Source organism: Aliicoccus persicus (assembly GCF_900110815.1).
Classification (GTDB): Bacteria; Bacillota; Bacilli; order Staphylococcales; family Salinicoccaceae; genus Aliicoccus; species Aliicoccus persicus.
In genome coordinates, this window is sequence record NZ_FOIT01000003.1 from 129,054 (window position 1) to 147,284 (window position 18,231).

Here is an 18,231-nt window from a genome sequence, read left to right on the forward strand (position 1 = left end):
CGCCAATGAGGTTATCTCATAGTCCGTCAAACTGATATGCACGCCAATGAGAGTCGCTCATAGTCCGTCAAATGGATTCTGCGCGCCAATGAAACTTGCTCATAGTCACGCAAACCTCCAAATCACCACTGTTCATCAGATTTATTAACTTGAATATAGGGAGAGATACCAAATGAAGTTAAAATTAGCCTCGGCCATAGCAACTTTTGCCATTTCGCTTGGTTTTTATGCGACTGCTTTTGCTCAAGACAGCTATACAGTTCAAGATTATTTTCCATTAACAGAAAATTACCATGCATGGTTTGAAGGAGACGGTATAGAATTTTCTTCTTATGATGTTTATTTTGATTATATTGAGGACAATTACGTTCAAACGCGTACGGTTTCTGGTACGAGCATGTTAGAAATCTACCAGGTAACTGAAGATACATTGTACCTCTGGTATCAAGAACCTGAGATGTATGATCCAGATAATTATATTCCTGAAATAAAGAACACTGTGGATGTCCCAGTGGATGTGCCACTTCAAGCACCACTAGAAGTTGGTAATACGTGGGGTACTGCGAGTGGTCAGAGAGAAATTGTTGAGGCGTTCATTCCATTGGAGATAAACGGCACAACGTATCAGGATGTAATCGTTGTAAGAGAGTATCCAGATTTTGAGATTCCTGAAAATGAAACAGTAGAAATGTATAAATACTATGCTCCTGGAGTAGGTCTCGTTCAAGACTACTACTATTCAGAAATTGAAGGTGAGGAGCCGTTTAGTGTAACGAGCGTACTCCATACACTCGATACTTCTGGTACAAATCACCAAACTGTAGTTGTCGGTGCTGAAGACGGCACTGAAGAAGACGGCACTGAAGAAAACGACACCGAAGAGGATAACGGCACTGAAGAAAACGACACCGAAGAGGATAACGGCACTGAAGAAGACAGTACTGAAGACGGTACTGAAGACGGCACTGAAGAAGACAACACTGAAGAAAACGACACCGAAGAGGATAACGGCACTGAAGACAACGGTACAGAAGAAGACAACGGCACTGAAGACAACGGCACAGAAGAAGACAATAACGAAGAATCTAACACCGAAGACGAAAGCTCTGAAGAGGACGGTACCGAAGAAATCGACGGACCACTTGCGAGTGATTACTTCCCGCTGACGGATAATTATCATGCTTTCTTTGAAGGTGAAGGTATCGAGTATGCAACATATGAAACATACTTTGATTTCATCGATGATGATTATGTACAAACGCGTACGATTTCTGGAACGAGTTTAGTGGAAATTTTCCAAGCGACGGATGAAGCGGTATATCAATGGTACGCGCAACCTGAAATTTATGTGCGTGAGAACTTTATTTCCCGTGTTCGTTCTCAAGCGGATGAACCGCTGGATGTCTTGATACAAACACCAATCGAAGTTGGAAACTATTGGGAAACTGAAACTGGTGCGCGTGAGATTGTTTCCATCGATGAAACAGTAGAAGTTGGAGATGAAACGTACGAGGATGTTTTAGTGATTGAAGTGTACCAGAACGAGGAAACAGAACAGAATGAAGAAAATCAAACATTAGAATACTATGCACCAGGTGTCGGTTTGGTGTTAGAAGAATTCTCAAGTGTGGCTGGTGAAGATGAGGAACCTGTTGTAGTGACAAGTACGCTCGATAGTATTGAAACAGATGGTTGGTATGAAACGATAACGGTATTTGTACCGGATGAGCAGGGTATGTACTTAGAACCTGTAGAATATGAATTATTCACAGAAACTGACACGTTTATGAGGGGCGACTTTGCTTCTATTTTCCAAGGTGAGCATGATGGTATTCCACAAATTGCACCGGATGGTTTAACGATAAACTTCATGTACACACATTGGAATAGTAATCCATCAGACAACCGACTTTTTGTAGATTTCTCAAATGAAATAACAGAGTTAAGAGGGTCAACTGAAGTACTAATGACGCTGGAAGCAATGCTCCATACGATTCAAAACTACTACTACGGTACGGATATGATCGTAACGGTTGAAAATGAGCCACTTCACACAGATGGCATTCAGTTTAATGAAGATGAAGTCTATGTACCTGATGAATCGTTAATCAACGAATCAGAAACTGTTCAATAACTAATTTATAGACTCCGAAACACTGCTTCAAAAGTGTTTCGGATTTTTTTAGTTTCGATAAGCCTGTACCCCTTTATGCATAATTTTCTATGATACAATATACCAAGGTGATAAGTATGATTTATATCGGCTTGACAGGGTGGGGGGATCACGACGATCTTTATCCGGATGTTAGTCAGAAAAAAGATAAACTACGCACGTACGCATCGTATTTTCCAATTGTAGAATTGGATGCGACTTACTACGCAATTCAACGGCAATCTACAATTGAAAAATGGTGTATTGAGACTCCCAAAAATTTTAAATTTGTCGTCAAGGCTCATCAATATATGACGGGACACAGTGATTTTAGACAATACTTTGATTCGATTAAAGATGTGTTTGACGCATATAACGACATGCTGAAGCCGATGGTTAAACATGACAAACTCGCGTTCGTATTGTTACAGTTTCCACCTTGGTTCGACTGTTCGGTAAAAAATGTTAAATATGTTCAATATGCCATTCAGCAGCTTGAACCGTATCCAATATCCGTGGAATTTCGCAATCAGACATGGTTTACGAAAGAGAATAAGGAACAGACATTGGAGTTTTTACATCGCAACTCTGCCATTCATAGTATTTGTGATGAACCACAAGCGGGTATCGGCAGCATTCCTTTTGTCAATCGCATTACGAATGAATCGGCGTTTATCCGGATGCACGGAAGAAATGTGGAAGGATGGACACAGAAGGATTTGTCGCAAGAAGAGTGGCGTAATGTGAGATACTTGTATGATTATAATCAAGAGGAACTCAATTGGTTGCAGCACGAGATAAAAATACTGTCACACAAAGCAAAAGATATTTATATTGTATTTAACAATAACTCAGGTGGTCATGCTGCGAACAATGCACTGCACTTTATAAAGATGTTAGGGATACAATATGAGAAATTAGCACCTCAACAACTTAAATTATTTTAGGAGAAATTATGTATATAATCATTTTAATTCTAATCGGATTACTCGCATCGATGATCGGTGCATTGGTTGGTCTAGGTGGCGGTGTGTTCATCGTTCCACTGCTTGTTTTCTTCGGAACTGAATTGCAATGGGTCGATGGTATTACACCACAAATTGCAGTGGGGACATCCAGTGCAGTACTCATATTTATTGGGCTGTCAGCGATGCTTGGTTACGGTAGAAAGAGTCAGGTGGACTATAAAAATGGTCGCATGTTCTTAATCGGGATTATTCCTGGTGCACTCGTCGGATCTTATGTAAATAGATTTTTCACGATTGATGGTTTTTATTTATACTTCGGGTTATTTCTTATTTTTATCAGTTTACTTTTAATTATTAGAAGTAGAATTAAACCATTTAAAATTTTCCAGAATGAAAAATACATGCAACGATTTACTGATGCCGATGGTACAGAGTATCAATATGGATTCTCACCACTCGTTGCGATTGTGTTAACATTTGTTGTTGGATTCAGCACGGGGTTATTCGGAATTGGTGGTGGTGCACTGATGACACCAATCATGTTGATACTACTCAGAATGCCACCAAAAGTAACGGTTGGCACGAGTATGATGATCGTGTTCTTTGCTGGTTTAGCCAGTGCATTTGGACACATGTTACAAGGAAACATTCATTACTATTATTTATTATTCTTAGTACCAGCAGCGTTTATTGGTGCGAGACTTGGCGTCAACATCAATCAAGTCATTTCATCTCAAGGTACAGTCATCGTTTTGCGTTTAGTTTTAATGGGACTCGGGCTCTATATGGTGTTACAAACATTCTTCTAGGAGTTGATGGCCATGCAGATAAAGATCTTTCACACGAATGACGTACATAGTACGTTTGATAACTATATTAAGATTACTTCTTTTATACAGGATATGAAGAAAAAGTATGGAGATAATATGCTTTATGTGGATATCGGCGATCATGTGGATCGCTCACATCCATTGACTGAAGCGACGCGCGGTCTTGCCAATGTTGAGATGTTGAACGAGGCATTATGTGACGTTGCCACGATTGGAAATAACGAGGGCATAACACTTGAGAAAAAGGACTTAGAAAGACTTTATGAATCCGCGGATTTCGATGTGATCTGTGCAAACTTACGACATAAAGATACCCATGAATTATTTTTTGATCCTTATGTGATTAAAGAAGTAAATGGCGTTAAAATTGGGTTTATTGCAGCAACAGTAGAGTTTACACCATTTTATGAAGCATTGGATTGGGAAGTGTCCGGGGCAATCCGTTGGATTGAAAAAGCAGTTGCAGAGATTAAAGACAATGTCGATATCATCGTCGTCATGAGTCATCTTGGTATGTATGATGATGAATTGATCGCACAAAAGATGCCAGAAGTGGATTTGATTTTAGGTGGGCATACGCATCATTATTTCGAACAGGGTGAATGGCAGAACGATACACTGATCGGTGCTGCGGGTCGCTTCGGTGAATACATCGGTGAGATCACGCTAGATATTGAAGACGGCAAAGTGATCAAAAAAGCGGCGCGATTAATTGATGTTAACTTGCTCAGCTCAAAACACGATAAATCATTTGAACATGGAAAACAATTACTCAGTACGCCGATTGTTTCTCGTGCGGAACCAATCGAACGTCGGCTGCTCAGCGCAAGTTGTTTTATGACTGCACTGAGTGCTGTGCTTTTATCGTTTACGAGAAGTCATGCAACACTGATTAATACGGGACTCGTCGTTAAGCAATTCGATGGTGGTGAGTTGACGATGTATGAGCTTCACAAAGTCTTGCCCCATGCAATAAACGCAGTGAGAATTGAACTCAGCGGCCGTGAATTGAAAGAGGTCATTCATCAAGCAGAGGACCATGAATATCAAGATATGATCGTTAAAGGTCTAGGATTCCGCGGAGATATTTTTGGAAGATTTGTCATGCATAATGTTGGCTATATCGAGTCAAAGCGTGAACATTTTATTTACAAAGATGATGAACCGGTCTTAATCGATGACCACGAAACATACATTTTGGGAACGCTCGATATGTATACATTCGGTCGATTTTTCCCGCAATTTAAGTCGGCGAAAAAAGAGTATTTAATGCCGGATATGTTGCGTGATATCGTGCAGAACGCATATAGAAATGACCCAGAAATTTTTAAAATGGTCGATTAAGGTAGACAAGACTGAGTTTGTGATCTATAATCATAATCATCAAAAAACTTAATACAATCAATGTAGAGGTTGCAATTCTCAGGAGTACATATTTTAGCAGACATGCCGAGATGATATGGAAAGGGAGCGTTGCCGAAATGTGGTATGCGGTGGCATATCATGTTGGGGATACGTAAAACATACGTATAACTGTCATGGAAATGGAGTACTACATCTTTTATATATTTAACCATGATCTCATTGTATTGGATCATGGTTTTTTATATTTAGGAGGATTTTTATGGAAGCTATTTTAAATTGGGAGTACATGCCAATCGTGCCGCCGTTAATCACTTTGATTTTGGTACTCGCGACACGCAAAGTTGTGCTCAGTTTAGGTATCGGTATTATTTTATCTGCAATTGTCGTTGGAAATGGTCAGTTTGGTGAGACGTTATCACTACTTTGGCAGGGGTTTGCAGCTATTTTTGTAGATAGTGGCAGCATCAACACATGGGAAGCGTTTATATTAATATTTCTAGTATTACTTGGAATCATGACTGCATTTATTAATATGTCGGGTGGTGCTCTGCAGTTCTCCAACTGGGTAGTCAGTAAAGTGAAAACGCGAAGACAATCAAAGCTCGTGGCGGGTATTCTCGGAATTATTATTTTTATTGATGATTACTTCAGTGCATTGATGGTTGGTCAAGTGTCAAAACCGCTCACTGATGAGCACAAAGTGTCACGCGCTAAACTTGCATACATCGTTGATGCGACAGCGTCACCAGTATCAGTCATTGCACCAATTTCATCATGGGGTGCAGGAATCATGGCACTGACAGCGCCACTGTTAGTCGCAGCGAGTATTGAAACATCAGCATTCATGGCATTTATTGAAATGATTCCGATGAATTTATATGTTGTTGCAGCACTTGCACTCATGTTCATAGTGATTATTTTCAACATTAACATCGGTCCGATGAGAACGCACGAAGAACGCGCAATGCAAGAAGGTATTTTATTTGATGCAGATAAAGAGATACCTGGTGAGATGAATGACGACTTGCCATTACATAAAGAGGGTTCACCGATGGCATTAATTATGCCACTCTTCGCATTGATTGTTACTGTATTCGTGATGATGTATGCAACTGGTGTTTATGAAGGAGGTTCATACTCATTATTCAGTGCTTTTGAAAACACGTTAGTCACACATTCACTTGTTGTCGGTGGGATTGTTGGACTTCTAGTGAGTCTGTTTTATTACTTTAGCTACACAGGGAGTAAACAAGAATTTGGTGCAAAGACTTTCGGTTTAGGTATTGTTAATGGCTTTAAAGCGATGATGCCAGCAATTATTATTTTAACGCTTGCGTGGATGATCGGTTCACTCATCAGTAGTCTAGGTACAGGAGAATTGCTCGGGCATTGGGTAGAGACAAGCAACTTACCAATCGCATTGATTCCAGCAATCGTATTTATTGTCGCGTGTATCATGTCACTAGCAACAGGAACAAGCTGGGGTTCATTCGGTATTTTGATTCCAATTGCAGGTGAAATCATCATCGCATTAAATTCACCAGAGTTACTGTTAATCACGATTGCAGCAGTATTAGCGGGTAGTGTATTTGGAGACCACTGTTCACCAATCTCAGACTCGACGATACTTGCGTCGACGGGATCTGGAAGTAACCACATCGACCACGTCATGACTCAGATACCTTATGCAGTCATCGCAGCGTGTATCGCACTCGTGGGCTTTATCGTGCTCGGGTATACGACGAACGTATTACTTGGACTGTTAACGGTGACAGTATTATTAGTTGCGGTAACAGTTGTTGCGAGGTTCATTAAAAGTTCAAAAACAAATACCGTTACTTCTTAATTAAGTCAAATATTTACTGATTTGTATGTTAAAATAGTCAGTAAATGCGACTTAAGGGGGATTTATTATGGCAACGAAGAATGATGAAATACTTAGAAAGCCCGATTGGTTGAAAATAAAATTAAATACGAACAAAAACTATACAGATCTCAAGAAAATGATGAGAGAAAAAGATTTACATACGGTTTGTGAAGAAGCGAGATGTCCGAACATCCATGAATGTTGGGCAGAGCGCCGTACAGCAACGTTTATGATTCTTGGTGATACATGTACACGCGCATGTCGATTCTGTGCAATTAAAACAGGCTTGCCAACACACTTCGACAAGGACGAGCCGAACCGTATTGCAGAATCAGTGAAAGCTATGAATTTGAAACACGTTGTGATTACAGCAGTTGCGCGTGACGACTTAAAAGATGGGGGATCAGGAATTTTCGCTGAGACAATCCGTCGCACACGTGAAGTAAATCCGTATACGACAATCGAAGTATTGCCAAGTGATATGGGTGGCGTGTACGAAAACTTAAAAACTTTAATGGATGCACAGCCAGATATTTTAAACCACAATATTGAAACAGTGGAACGCTTAACGCCAAGAGTGCGCGCGAAAGCTAAATACCGCCGTTCTTTAGAACTATTGCAACGTGCAAAAGAGATGTATCCAGAAATTCCTACAAAATCAAGCATCATGGTTGGGTTAGGTGAATCACTAGAAGAGATCCACCAGACAATGGATGATTTACTTGAGCACAAAGTGGACATCATGACGATTGGTCAATATCTACAACCCACACGTAAACATTTAAAAGTACAAAAATATTATTCACCACTTGAATTTGGTAAAATGGCTAAAGTGGCACGAGAAAAAGGATTCTCACATTGCCAAGCAGGACCGATGGTTCGTTCAAGTTACCATGCAGATGAACAAGTGAACGAAGCAGCAAAACAAAAACAAGCAATGGGTGACAAACTTTTAAATGAAACGAATGAGTAGGTGATAATGTGGTCATATCCATTGGACACATGCACTTTGACATAATCGAAAATTATCGAGATGCATTTGATCAAGAACAGTTTGCTTTGAAATACAGTGAAGTGTTGAACAAGTATGATTACATCGTCGGCGATATCGGTTATGAAAAACTGCGAATGAGTGGTTTTTATCGGGATAATAAAGCGAAGGTTGAAAGAGAGAAAAAATTCAGTGCCATTGAAGATTACATCAGCGAGTACTGCAACTTCGGCTGCGCGTATTTTATCTTGAGAAAACTCTCGAAAGAAGAAGTGAAAGAACTGAAAGAAGAAGGTACTGTTTTTATAGAGCTCGAGATGGGCGGACCGGCTGAGACGGCTGATGATAAGGTTTCGGATGATGGTGCTGGTTTAGGTGAAAGTGCTGGTTCAGGTGACGAAGCTAGTTCAAGTGACGAACCGGGCGGGAAAGATATAAAACCTGCCGGTAAACCGAAGCGTGGCTCGCGTGGTCAAGGTGAAGACCAGAAAGCTGGTAGTCGATCGCAAGGAAAACCAGATAACCGCCGATCAAGAAGAAGAAAGTCGCGAGCGAAGCAAGATGGCGGAGGCGGTGCCGGTGGGAATAAACCTGCTGCGCGTGGGAAACAGGGGCAGAAAAAAAGTGCCGCTGACAACACTGCTAAGAAAAAAAGTACGAACCGTACGTTGTCGTCATTTCAGAGAGATTAATAAGGAAAAGTTCAACAAACCTTCATGGGATTGTTGAACTTTTTTTGTGCCGAGCTACTACGTACACTAAAAGAGGGTCTACCGTACCAATGAGAATCCACAGAGTCGAGTTAGAGGCGCCAGCGTACCAATGAGAATCCACAGAGTCGAGCTAGAGGTGCCAGCGTACCAATGAGAAGCGACAGAGTCGAGTTAGAGAAGCCAGCGTACCAATGAGAATCCACAGAGTCGAGCTAGAGGTGCCAGCGTACCAATGAGAATCCATAGAGTCACTATTGTGTAAAGCTGATCACCGTCAAGTTTATGCTAGAGGGCTTACTGTAAAGTTGTGGTTTCACAAGTTTATGCTAGATGGCTTACTGTAAAGTTGTGACTTCACAAGTTTACGCTAGATGGCTTACTGTAAAGTTGTGGTTTCACAAGTTTACGCTAGATGGCTTACTGTAAAGTTGTGGTTTCACAAGTTTATACAGGAGGGCTTATAGTAAAGTTGTGGTTTCACAAGTTTACGCTAGATGGCTTACTGTAAAGTTGTGGTTTCACAAGTTTACGATGAGCCGCTACCATACCAATAATCAGCTGCCTTTCAACGCATCCCCTACAAATCTCCAATATCCATGCCAGGTGATATAACTTCTCTCAAGAAGACTTCGACTTCGGCTGCTTCCTCTTCCGTGTAACCTAGTGCATAGGATGTAAACCCTTCTTCATCCAGATCATCGGTCCCGAAAATTCCAAACTTGTTATTTTGCATGTTCATTACGATACTTTTACCAAAAAAACGCGTCGTTTGCATGACCGCCAAATCATAACGGTTTTCATCACCGACGAAGCTTACGAATCTGGTACTCGTATCTTCCGTATCATCATATAGGTAAAAATCTATCATATGCTCAGTCCATTCTAATAATATTTCTTCATATGCTATCATAATTATATACAAATAAAAATGAACGGGGATAGGCACATGTACTTTGTCGATAAAGAACTTTTAATAGAACGTTTAGATTACATTGAGAAATTATCACATGAAGTTGAAAGTCAAGATGGCTTCGCACTCGAAAGGGTGTGTCACATGTTAATAGAAGTAACTGTCGATGTTGGGAACATGATTATCGATGGTTTTATCTTAAGAGATCCTGGCAGTTACAGTGATGTGATGGATATTATGGCGCTTGAGGGTGTAATGTCTGAAGAAAACAAAAACAAAATTGTAGAAACTTTCGAATGGCGTCAAAAGCTTCAGAGGGAATACACAAACATTGATCACCAATCTCTTAAAGAAGACTTCACTAAAGCAAAAGATTTATATGCGCAGTTCAAACAAGAGGTATATCGCTTTTTCGAAAATGAAAATCAGAGTATTACAGCATTCAAAGCGGACAAAAACTAATTGTCAACCAAAAATAAAAATAGGTTAACAATCACCACTCAATTATGTTACAATCTGAAAGTAACTAAAAATTGAGGAGAACATCATGAAAACAAAAGAACTAATTTTAATCGGGTTATTCGCATCAATCATTGCAATTTCTACCTTTATAAAAATACCAATTGGCCCTGTACCAATCACACTACAGCTACCAGCAATTCTACTCACTGGATTTTTGCTCGGTTCAAAGCGCGCAAGCTATAGTGTACTCATTTATATACTTGTCGGCTTGGTCGGCATTCCAGTTTTTTCATTCGGTGGGGGACTGAGTTCAGTCGTATCTCCTACATTCGGCTTTGTCGTTGGTTTTATCTTTGCTGCAATGATCGTTGGCCTGAGTCATCGATTTAAGATAAACATTCCGCTCTATATCCTTTTATCGGTCTGTGCAATTGGTGTGACATATATTTTTGGTGTCCTACACTTCTATATCATTATGAATTTTGTATTGGATACTCCATACTCGATCATTGGTGTTCTGCAAGTTGCAGTAATTCCATTTGTGATAAAAGATATCATATTTGCAATAATTACGGTTTTTCTTGCTATAAGTTTGAGAAAAGTGGGTATAGGATTAAATGAATACCAAAAAGAGCCTGTATAAACATTCATCACTGTAATTAATTTACAATAAATTAACTCGAAATCGTGATGATATTATATATTTTTGTATAATCATCGTGTATACTTTGATTTTTTGGTATGAATGATTTTATGCTGTTTTTACTAGGTATTCACCTTGGTAGTCAACAAAATGGAGGTAGGTTAATTATGAAAGGTAACAAAAAAGCTTTAAAATTTCCACTGCAACTAGCAACTGCATCCGCTTTAGCAGTCAGTACATTAGCATTTGGTATGTCTGCAGAAGCTCAGTCAGAAGCTAAAGATGCTTACATCCAAGCAGAAGAAAATGAATCAGCTCAGGTTACAACTTATTTGGAATCTCGTTTCCAGAGTGAAATGGATTGGGCAGAGCAGAGTACAAACAATGCATCTGAAAGTTTAGTGAACCTTAGCTTAGAAGCAAATGGTGTACCTGACTTCGATCCAGAAATTGAAAGCATCATTAATTCATCTTACCTTGAGTTCTTAGCTCAACAAGATATGAATGCCCAACAATTACTAGTAGATGTAAATGCGAATATTGGTGGCGCAAACATCGATGATTTAGCATTTGGTATTGATCAAGATACATTAATTGCTAACTTACCATTCTATGACACACCATTAACACTGACGGAAGATGGAATCAAACGTCTAGCTGAAGAAAATGGTGAGAGCTTAGGAGAATTTACTTTCGCTGATTTCTTTGCAACAGAAATGACTGTTGAAGGTTTAGATGAAGAATACTTTACACGTTATAACGATTTAGTATATGAAACTTTAGCTGATGAGTCATTTACATCAGAAGAAGTTGAAGAAGAAATCGCTGGTGTATCTCAGCAAGCGACAGTACTTACTATGCAACTTTCAGAAGAAGAAATTCATGAAGTTGTAAATGTTGTATTAGAAGAATTAAAAAATGACGAAGTAATTCTTGATTTAATTGCCACACAATTTGAAGTACAGATGAATAGTCAAGATGTACAACAAGAGTTTGTTGACTCAATTGAAGAGTTACAAACTGAATTCAATGAAACGAAATTCCCACAAGGTTTAACTTCTACACTTTATGTTGTAGATAATCAAGTATTGAAGCGTGAAGTGGTTACTGAAATCCAGGCACCAGAAGGTACTGGCAGTGCACCAGTTGATGAAACAACTGAAGTAGAAGACGGTACTGAGGAAGATGCAACTGAAGACGGTACAGAAGTAGAAGACGGTACTGAGGAAGATGCAACTGAAGACGGTACGGAAGTAGAAGATGGTACTGAGGAAGATGCAACTGAAGACGGTACAGAAGTAGAAGACGGTACTGAGGAAGACACTGAAGTAGAAGACGGTACTGAAGACGATACTGAAGGCGATAGCGCTTCAATTAGTTCTTCTAATGGTCAGTTCGCTGCGCAATCATCTGAAGACGATGAAGGTGAAGAGGACGTAACAGATGAGGGAACTGAAGAAGGTACTGAAACCGAAGAAGGCACAGAAGTAGAAGAAGGTACTGAAGAAGACGGAACTGAAGAAGGTACTGAAGATGTTACAGTTGAAACTAGTGAATCTGTTGTGATTAACTATGTAAGTGAAACTGCATTAACAGAAACTGGTTCTGAAACAGTTTATACACTTGAAGCTGATGGTTCAGTACTTGAAGGTACGTTATCATTAAGTGAAGGTGCTGAAGGATTCAATGATTTATTCACACTTGTAGCTGACGGTGAAGAAGTTGCATTTGTTCAAGTAGATAAAGCGAACACAGGCGACGGTTCTTCTGACTACACTTACACATTTAATGTAGGTCCAACAGGTGAAAAAGTTGAAATCGTATGGAGTGGTTCATCGACTTACCAAGCAGATAATGCTCAAGGTGAGGATCGTATCACATTCAATATTCCTGAATTTGTGACTCATGATCAGTTTGCAGTAGTGTTAACTACTGAAAGTCGTTTAATCAATGGTATTGAAATGATTGACACTTCTAATGCGACAGACTTAAGTGGAATGTCAGCAACTGAGATTGAAACATTCTTCAACACGGAAATAGCTGAAAGCTTTAACAACTGGTTGATGGGTCTGTTCAGTCAAACACAACAGCAGTAAAATTTAACGAAGGTTAACCGAGGTGTCGTTTATGAAATGGTTTAAGCATATCATGCTTTTCATCAACAACGACATAAAACTCTTATTGAGGAAGTGGAGAACACTTCCTCTTCTTTTAGTTGCACCAGTAATTATGCTCGTAATGATTGCTTTTTTGGCGATTCGTTTTATTGGTGATTTTGAAGAGATGGATATTCAAGTCGGATTGACAAATCTCGATGAAGCACAAGAAACAACGATGATTGTCAATGCGTTGATGGAAACATCAGATATAAGTGAAATGCTTACGATACATAACATGACGGTAGAAGAAGCGGAGATCGCAATTAGTAGTAACGAAATCGCAGCAAACATAATTTTTCCTGAAGACTTTTTTGCGGATATGACCGGTGGTAATTCTTCGACTGTTGAAGTGGTCGGAAATGCGGACATGTCATTAGAGAGTGATATCGTCAATGAGATTGTTGCGACTGTCACGAAGCACATCAGAAATTCGCAAGCGAGTATTTTAGCAATTGGTTATCGTGCAGCTGAAGTGGGTGTTGATGAAGAAGAAGTTGATGAGATGATTTTGAACTTGTTCGTCGAATATTTCGTGCAAGTCATGTCGAGTAGCGATATGTTAGATGAGAATTTACAAAGTAACGTTGCGACAAATAATACGAATAATTATTATATTTTGTCTGTTGTATTTGTACTTTTGATTATTTGGTCGACGATTATCTCGATTTATTTAAAAGGCGAAACACATCAACGTGTTAAAACACGTATGAAATTATATGGTGTCACTGAACTCACAGAGAGCATAAGCAAGATTGCCGTATTGATTGCATCTATGATCATACTTGCAGCAATCTCATTGCTCGGACTGTACTTTTTCACAGACATATTAAACTTAGCGTTTGATAACATATTGAGAGTTATAACACTCGTCGCATTGTTTATTATCGCAATCGGTGGTATTCATATTTTAATCGGTATACTGTTCGATAATGTAAAAACACAATTGATTGTTAAACTGATCATGAGTATTTTACTTATTGTATTTAGTGGTGCACTCATCCCAGAAATTTACTTCCCTGAGTATCTATTACCTGTATTTGATTACAGTGTGTCACATATGACTGTTTACTGGGTAATGGAGATTGTGTTTGGTGGACGTTTCTATATGGAACTTGTTCCTATAGCAATTGCAATTGGTGTTATTTATGGATTGATTGTCCTTGCGTCACTCTTTAAGGGGGTGAGACGCGCATGAAAAATATGATAGATATTCGCTTGATGTTGAGTAAAAAGCGTCTCATTGGATTGTTTGTATGGTTGACAGTTCCGACATTACTAACGATGGGAATTTTTTATATTTTCAACGATGTGACCGACGATTTTTCTGTACCAGTCGGTATCGCAAATGACAGCGATGAAGAAGAAGTTGAATCAATCATTCAAGAAATTGGTGACAATAACTTAATCAATGTCCGAATGATTGAGGCAGATGAGGCTGGAAGACTCGTTGAACAACACGAGTTAGATAGTACATTCGTCTTTGATGAACAGTTCTATGATAATCTGGAGAACTTAAGAAGAACAAACATGATTGAAAGTCATTACTCGAACCGCTCGCTTGCGTATGGTGCAATTAAAGAAAGCGTTGGGGCAGTTGTTCAAGAACGCTACGGTTTGTACTACGCAAAAAATATGATCAATCAAGTAGAAGAGGAAAATGACGCAGAACAATCGGATTTAGAAACCGTTGATACGTTGATCAATGATCTCATCGACCGCTTTAACTTACTCGAATATGAATATTCATATTATGGCGATATTACTCCGGTTTCGGACCATGAAGACATGAACATCTTCTTGATTTGGAGTATCGTCACATTCTTTGTTACGTTATTTATTTTCGAATTGATCGTGTCAGAACGTAGGCAAAAAGTCATGCAACGATTGGCATTTACTCGCTATAACATGACGAAATACTTCTTGTACCAGGTATCAATTCTGACGATATTACTCGTCGTTTCAGACTTGATTGCATGGTTTGTCTTTGAGTTTTTCTACGAGCAGTCAATCAGTATTTTAACAGTGCTCAGTGTGAGATTGATGATGATATTATTCGCTTACGTACTCGCTGTGCTGATAAAAAATGTCTACACATATTTACTCGTCAGTCTGTTTGTTATCATTGCGATTATCATATTCACATTCGTACTTAATCCGTTGTTTGTCACGATGGATTTGGGATATTTAAATCATCTCAACCCGTTGTATCAGTTTATTAATGAAGAAATCACAGTGTACTGGAGTGTCGGATTGCTCGTCATCATTGCACTATTTTGGAGGGTTAGACATGCTTAAAGTAGATAATGTATCATTCTCATATCGTACAAAGAAAGTTTTAGATAACGTATCGATAGAAATCGAAGACGGGGAAATTATCGGTCTAGTCGGAGAAAATGGTGCGGGTAAAACGACATTTTTAAATATACTTGCAACATTGTTAAAACCTAGAAAAGGTACAATCACTTACAATGATATGAAGTATAAATCAAAGAAAAGTGCGATTAGAAAACAGATCGGTTACGTCCCACAGGACATCGCACTTTGGGAAGACTTAACTGTTATGGAGAACATGTTATTCTTTGAAAAGTTATCATGGGTGAAGAAGTCTGAAAAAGAATTAAAAGATATACTTCTCGACATGCAGCTTGACCGCTTTGATTCAAAAGTTAAAGAATTATCCGGTGGTATGAAACGGAAATTAAACTTAGCCATCAGCTTAATTCATGATCCGTCACTCTTATTACTCGATGAACCGACGGTCGGAATTGACTTAAAGTCGAAGATCGAAATCAATGACATACTCGACTACATGAGTGAAGAAGAAAATATGACGGTCATCTATACTTCACATGATATGGATGAAATTACACAATTATGTGACCGAACGATTGTTTTCGGACAAGATCCATTTTATCGCGAGCTGCTTGAGCGCGAAGGTATGCCGATCAGTTAATGAAAAATTAAATGTAAAAATCACACCTACTCGAATGTAAGTGTGATTTTTTTGATTAATCTTCTAGTCCTAAAATATTCAAGGTCGTATTATTAAATGGGATATCATATAAATCTTCAAATTCCTCTACTATTTCAAATTCCTCTGAGTAAACCGGTGCGTAAACAAGTACGAGTTCTCCGTTTCCATCAAATGCGGCATCGTTTACTTTTTCAAACACATCTTCAAGTGATTCCTCTTTAACGCGTTCGAAATCATATGCTTCAAAGACTTCTTCTACTGTATCGTTTTGTATCGCTTCAACAAATTCATCTATCTCACCTGACAAGTTGGCAATATAAACATCTCCAGAATAAGAGAGTCCAAGAGATTCAGAGATTGGAATGTTGGCAGCCTCTTGTCTATCGAGTAATATGGACTGTATCGCACTGTTATAAATGTCTATATATGAAATACTTTGATTGCCTATCCAGTAATAGTAATCGATACCATTCAACTCGAATCCAACATCAACAAATAACATCGGATTTAATTGTGTTTGGATTTGAGCGAGTGATAATTCATCACGATTATCTGCATTTTGAAATTCTTCCACAAATTCAGCGCTACGTGTGCCTTCGATTTGTATCGTATCAGAATAAGTCGTAATTGTTACATGATTCACTGCATCGATATTAATAATTCCATCTAAAATATTCTTTACTTCCACTCTATCAACAATCTCGTCATATAATGCCATCTCATCATCGTCTAATAAATATGTTCTGTGTAGAAAATCTCCATTACTTAATCGATAAGAAACATTCACTTCATTGGAAGCATCGTAATATTGCCAACCGTTTGATAAGTAACTAAAAATATTGGAACGATTTTCGATTATTTCTTTGTGAACGCTATGGAAATATTCTATATCGGATTTTTTTGTTGAGTAGCCATGATTTTCATCGATTATCTCAGCTTCTTGTAACACAAAATAGTCATAAAGATGATAGCGCGAATCATAGATGTATGCCGCTTCTATATCATCTTGATTCGGAATCGTTGAGAAATGCACATGCCAACTGATAAAAAAGATAATCCAGAATGTTAATGCAAATACGAGAGCTGCAATCATTGATTTTAGAGAGAATTTTATCCTCGGTGTGAATTGTAAGATCATCTCTACAATTAAATAAGCAAGTCCGAGACCGATGAAGTAACTGACAATCGTAACAATCCAGTTAGAAAATACGATTGACATAAAGCTACCAAATACAAGCATGCCGAGTGTCGTTAACCAAGCGCTGAGCAAAACGTGTAACCAATCGAAGTAAAATGCTTGTGCTGTACGTTCCACATGGTGACGATTGTATAGCATATACGTGGCCGCAACTAAGATGATTGCAAAGATTACCCAAAATATGATCGAGAAAGTATACCCTGTGTAAAGCGCGCTCAGTATATGCACCGGAAATGTTAATGATTCCATAAAACGACTAAACCCGTATGATTGAAGTGGTGTAAAACTGGATGCCCCAACAAACAATGTGGATGCAGCAAACTGACTGAGTACCCATGTAATATAAGGTAAGAGCATCATTGCTGCAGTAAACAGAGCTTGTAATACAGCACGTTTTACAAACATACCGACGAATATAGTAAAGCTATACGTTACAAAAATGACATACCATGAGAAGAGTATCCACGTCATAATTTCAGCAAATGGTAATTCAAATGCAAGTCCAAATGTTAATAGATAGATAATCAGTCCGACGACTGCAGTTAAGATAAACAATATACTCGTTCCGATTATGATGCCCTGAGTCAAAATTTGCGTGCGTTTGATTGGTAGAGCATGGATGAAATCTGATGATGCTTCATGGTTTTTATAATCAAACTGTGTGATGGCAATAATCGTTACCATGACGAGTGTAAACAAATGTTGCAAAGAGCCGAGCTGACGAAAGTATGTAATCGTATCCTCGATTGTGTATTCTTGTAGCGTAAAGCTATCTATATAAGAAGAATGGCTAATCAATGCAGGTATGTGAATGAGTAAGAGCCCGATGAAATAAATGAGTGCTAACCAGACGATGTTATTAAAGAAATAGCGCACCAATGATTTATTCCAAAATGATGTTTTTGATTTCATAGCCCTTACCTCCCATCTCGTATGCAAAGATTTCTTCTAACGTCAGTGGTAATATATCGTACATGTACTTCACTGCTTAAAGAGACA

Annotated in this window: 14 protein-coding genes, 1 pseudogene and 1 riboswitch; of the genes and pseudogenes, 13 read left to right on the forward strand and 2 right to left on the reverse strand. The window is 38.7% G+C overall.

Annotation, left to right across the window (positions count from 1 at the left end):
- Positions 1–172: 172 nt before the first annotated feature.
- The 7 genes and pseudogenes from BMW30_RS06040 to BMW30_RS10740 all read left to right on the forward strand — a co-directional run.
- A complete protein-coding gene (locus BMW30_RS06040; protein ID WP_091474879.1) occupies positions 173–2,134 on the forward strand; it encodes an ICP22 family protein in 1,962 nt (653 codons plus the stop codon).
- Positions 2,135–2,250: 116 nt separating this feature from the next.
- On the forward strand, positions 2,251–3,099 hold the full coding sequence (locus tag BMW30_RS06045) for a DUF72 domain-containing protein (RefSeq protein ID WP_091474881.1): 849 nt from the start codon (positions 2,251–2,253) through the stop codon (positions 3,097–3,099).
- 8 nt (positions 3,100–3,107) lie between these two features.
- Entirely contained in the window at positions 3,108–3,929 is an 822-nt protein-coding gene (locus BMW30_RS06050) for a sulfite exporter TauE/SafE family protein (protein WP_091474883.1), read from the forward strand.
- A gap of 12 nt (positions 3,930–3,941) precedes the next feature.
- Positions 3,942–5,294, forward strand: a complete 1,353-nt coding sequence (locus tag BMW30_RS06055) for a bifunctional metallophosphatase/5'-nucleotidase (protein WP_091474884.1) — start codon at positions 3,942–3,944, stop codon at positions 5,292–5,294.
- A gap of 55 nt (positions 5,295–5,349) precedes the next feature.
- Positions 5,350–5,513, forward strand: a riboswitch (Lysine riboswitch).
- A gap of 61 nt (positions 5,514–5,574) precedes the next feature.
- Positions 5,575–7,161, forward strand: a complete 1,587-nt coding sequence (locus BMW30_RS06060) for a Na+/H+ antiporter NhaC family protein (RefSeq protein ID WP_091474886.1) — start codon at positions 5,575–5,577, stop codon at positions 7,159–7,161.
- A 67-nt stretch (positions 7,162–7,228) separates the two neighbouring features.
- Complete coding sequence (gene lipA / locus BMW30_RS06065; RefSeq protein WP_091474888.1) at positions 7,229–8,155, forward strand: lipoyl synthase; 927 nt, start codon at positions 7,229–7,231, stop codon at positions 8,153–8,155.
- 29 nt (positions 8,156–8,184) lie between these two features.
- A pseudogene (locus tag BMW30_RS10740) lies at positions 8,185–8,466 on the forward strand (YutD family protein); the annotation flags it as partial.
- 997 nt (positions 8,467–9,463) lie between these two features.
- Here the strand turns inward: BMW30_RS10740 and BMW30_RS06075 are convergent.
- Entirely contained in the window at positions 9,464–9,754 is a 291-nt protein-coding gene (locus BMW30_RS06075) for a DUF3055 domain-containing protein (RefSeq protein ID WP_091475137.1), read from the reverse strand.
- Between the two features lie 78 nt (positions 9,755–9,832).
- On the opposite strand from BMW30_RS06075, the gene BMW30_RS06080 reads away from it, so the two are divergent.
- From BMW30_RS06080 to BMW30_RS06105, 6 genes are all read left to right on the forward strand, one after another.
- Positions 9,833–10,258, forward strand: a complete 426-nt coding sequence (locus BMW30_RS06080) for a DUF86 domain-containing protein (RefSeq protein ID WP_091474890.1) — start codon at positions 9,833–9,835, stop codon at positions 10,256–10,258.
- Positions 10,259–10,343: 85 nt separating this feature from the next.
- Complete coding sequence (locus BMW30_RS06085; RefSeq protein ID WP_091474892.1) at positions 10,344–10,901, forward strand: biotin transporter BioY; 558 nt, start codon at positions 10,344–10,346, stop codon at positions 10,899–10,901.
- Positions 10,902–11,068: 167 nt separating this feature from the next.
- Positions 11,069–12,997, forward strand: a complete 1,929-nt coding sequence (locus BMW30_RS06090; protein WP_091474894.1) for a DUF6583 family protein — start codon at positions 11,069–11,071, stop codon at positions 12,995–12,997.
- A gap of 31 nt (positions 12,998–13,028) precedes the next feature.
- Positions 13,029–14,255: an ABC transporter permease gene (locus BMW30_RS06095; RefSeq protein WP_091474896.1), complete on the forward strand. Its 1,227-nt coding sequence runs from the start codon at positions 13,029–13,031 to the stop codon at positions 14,253–14,255.
- Positions 14,252–15,355 carry an ABC transporter permease gene (locus tag BMW30_RS06100; protein ID WP_091474898.1) on the forward strand — a complete coding sequence of 368 codons (1,104 nt, stop codon included), beginning with the start codon at positions 14,252–14,254 and terminating at the stop codon, positions 15,353–15,355. Before BMW30_RS06095 ends, BMW30_RS06100 begins: the two co-directional genes overlap by 4 nt.
- Positions 15,348–16,013, forward strand: a complete 666-nt coding sequence (locus tag BMW30_RS06105; protein ID WP_091474899.1) for an ABC transporter ATP-binding protein — start codon at positions 15,348–15,350, stop codon at positions 16,011–16,013. The genes BMW30_RS06100 and BMW30_RS06105 overlap by 8 nt, the downstream gene beginning before the upstream one ends.
- Positions 16,014–16,068: 55 nt before the next feature.
- Here BMW30_RS06105 and BMW30_RS06110 read toward each other — a convergent pair whose 3' ends face one another.
- Complete coding sequence (locus BMW30_RS06110) at positions 16,069–18,144, reverse strand: hypothetical protein (RefSeq protein ID WP_091474901.1); 2,076 nt, start codon at positions 18,142–18,144, stop codon at positions 16,069–16,071.
- Between the last annotated feature and the right edge of the window lie 87 nt (positions 18,145–18,231).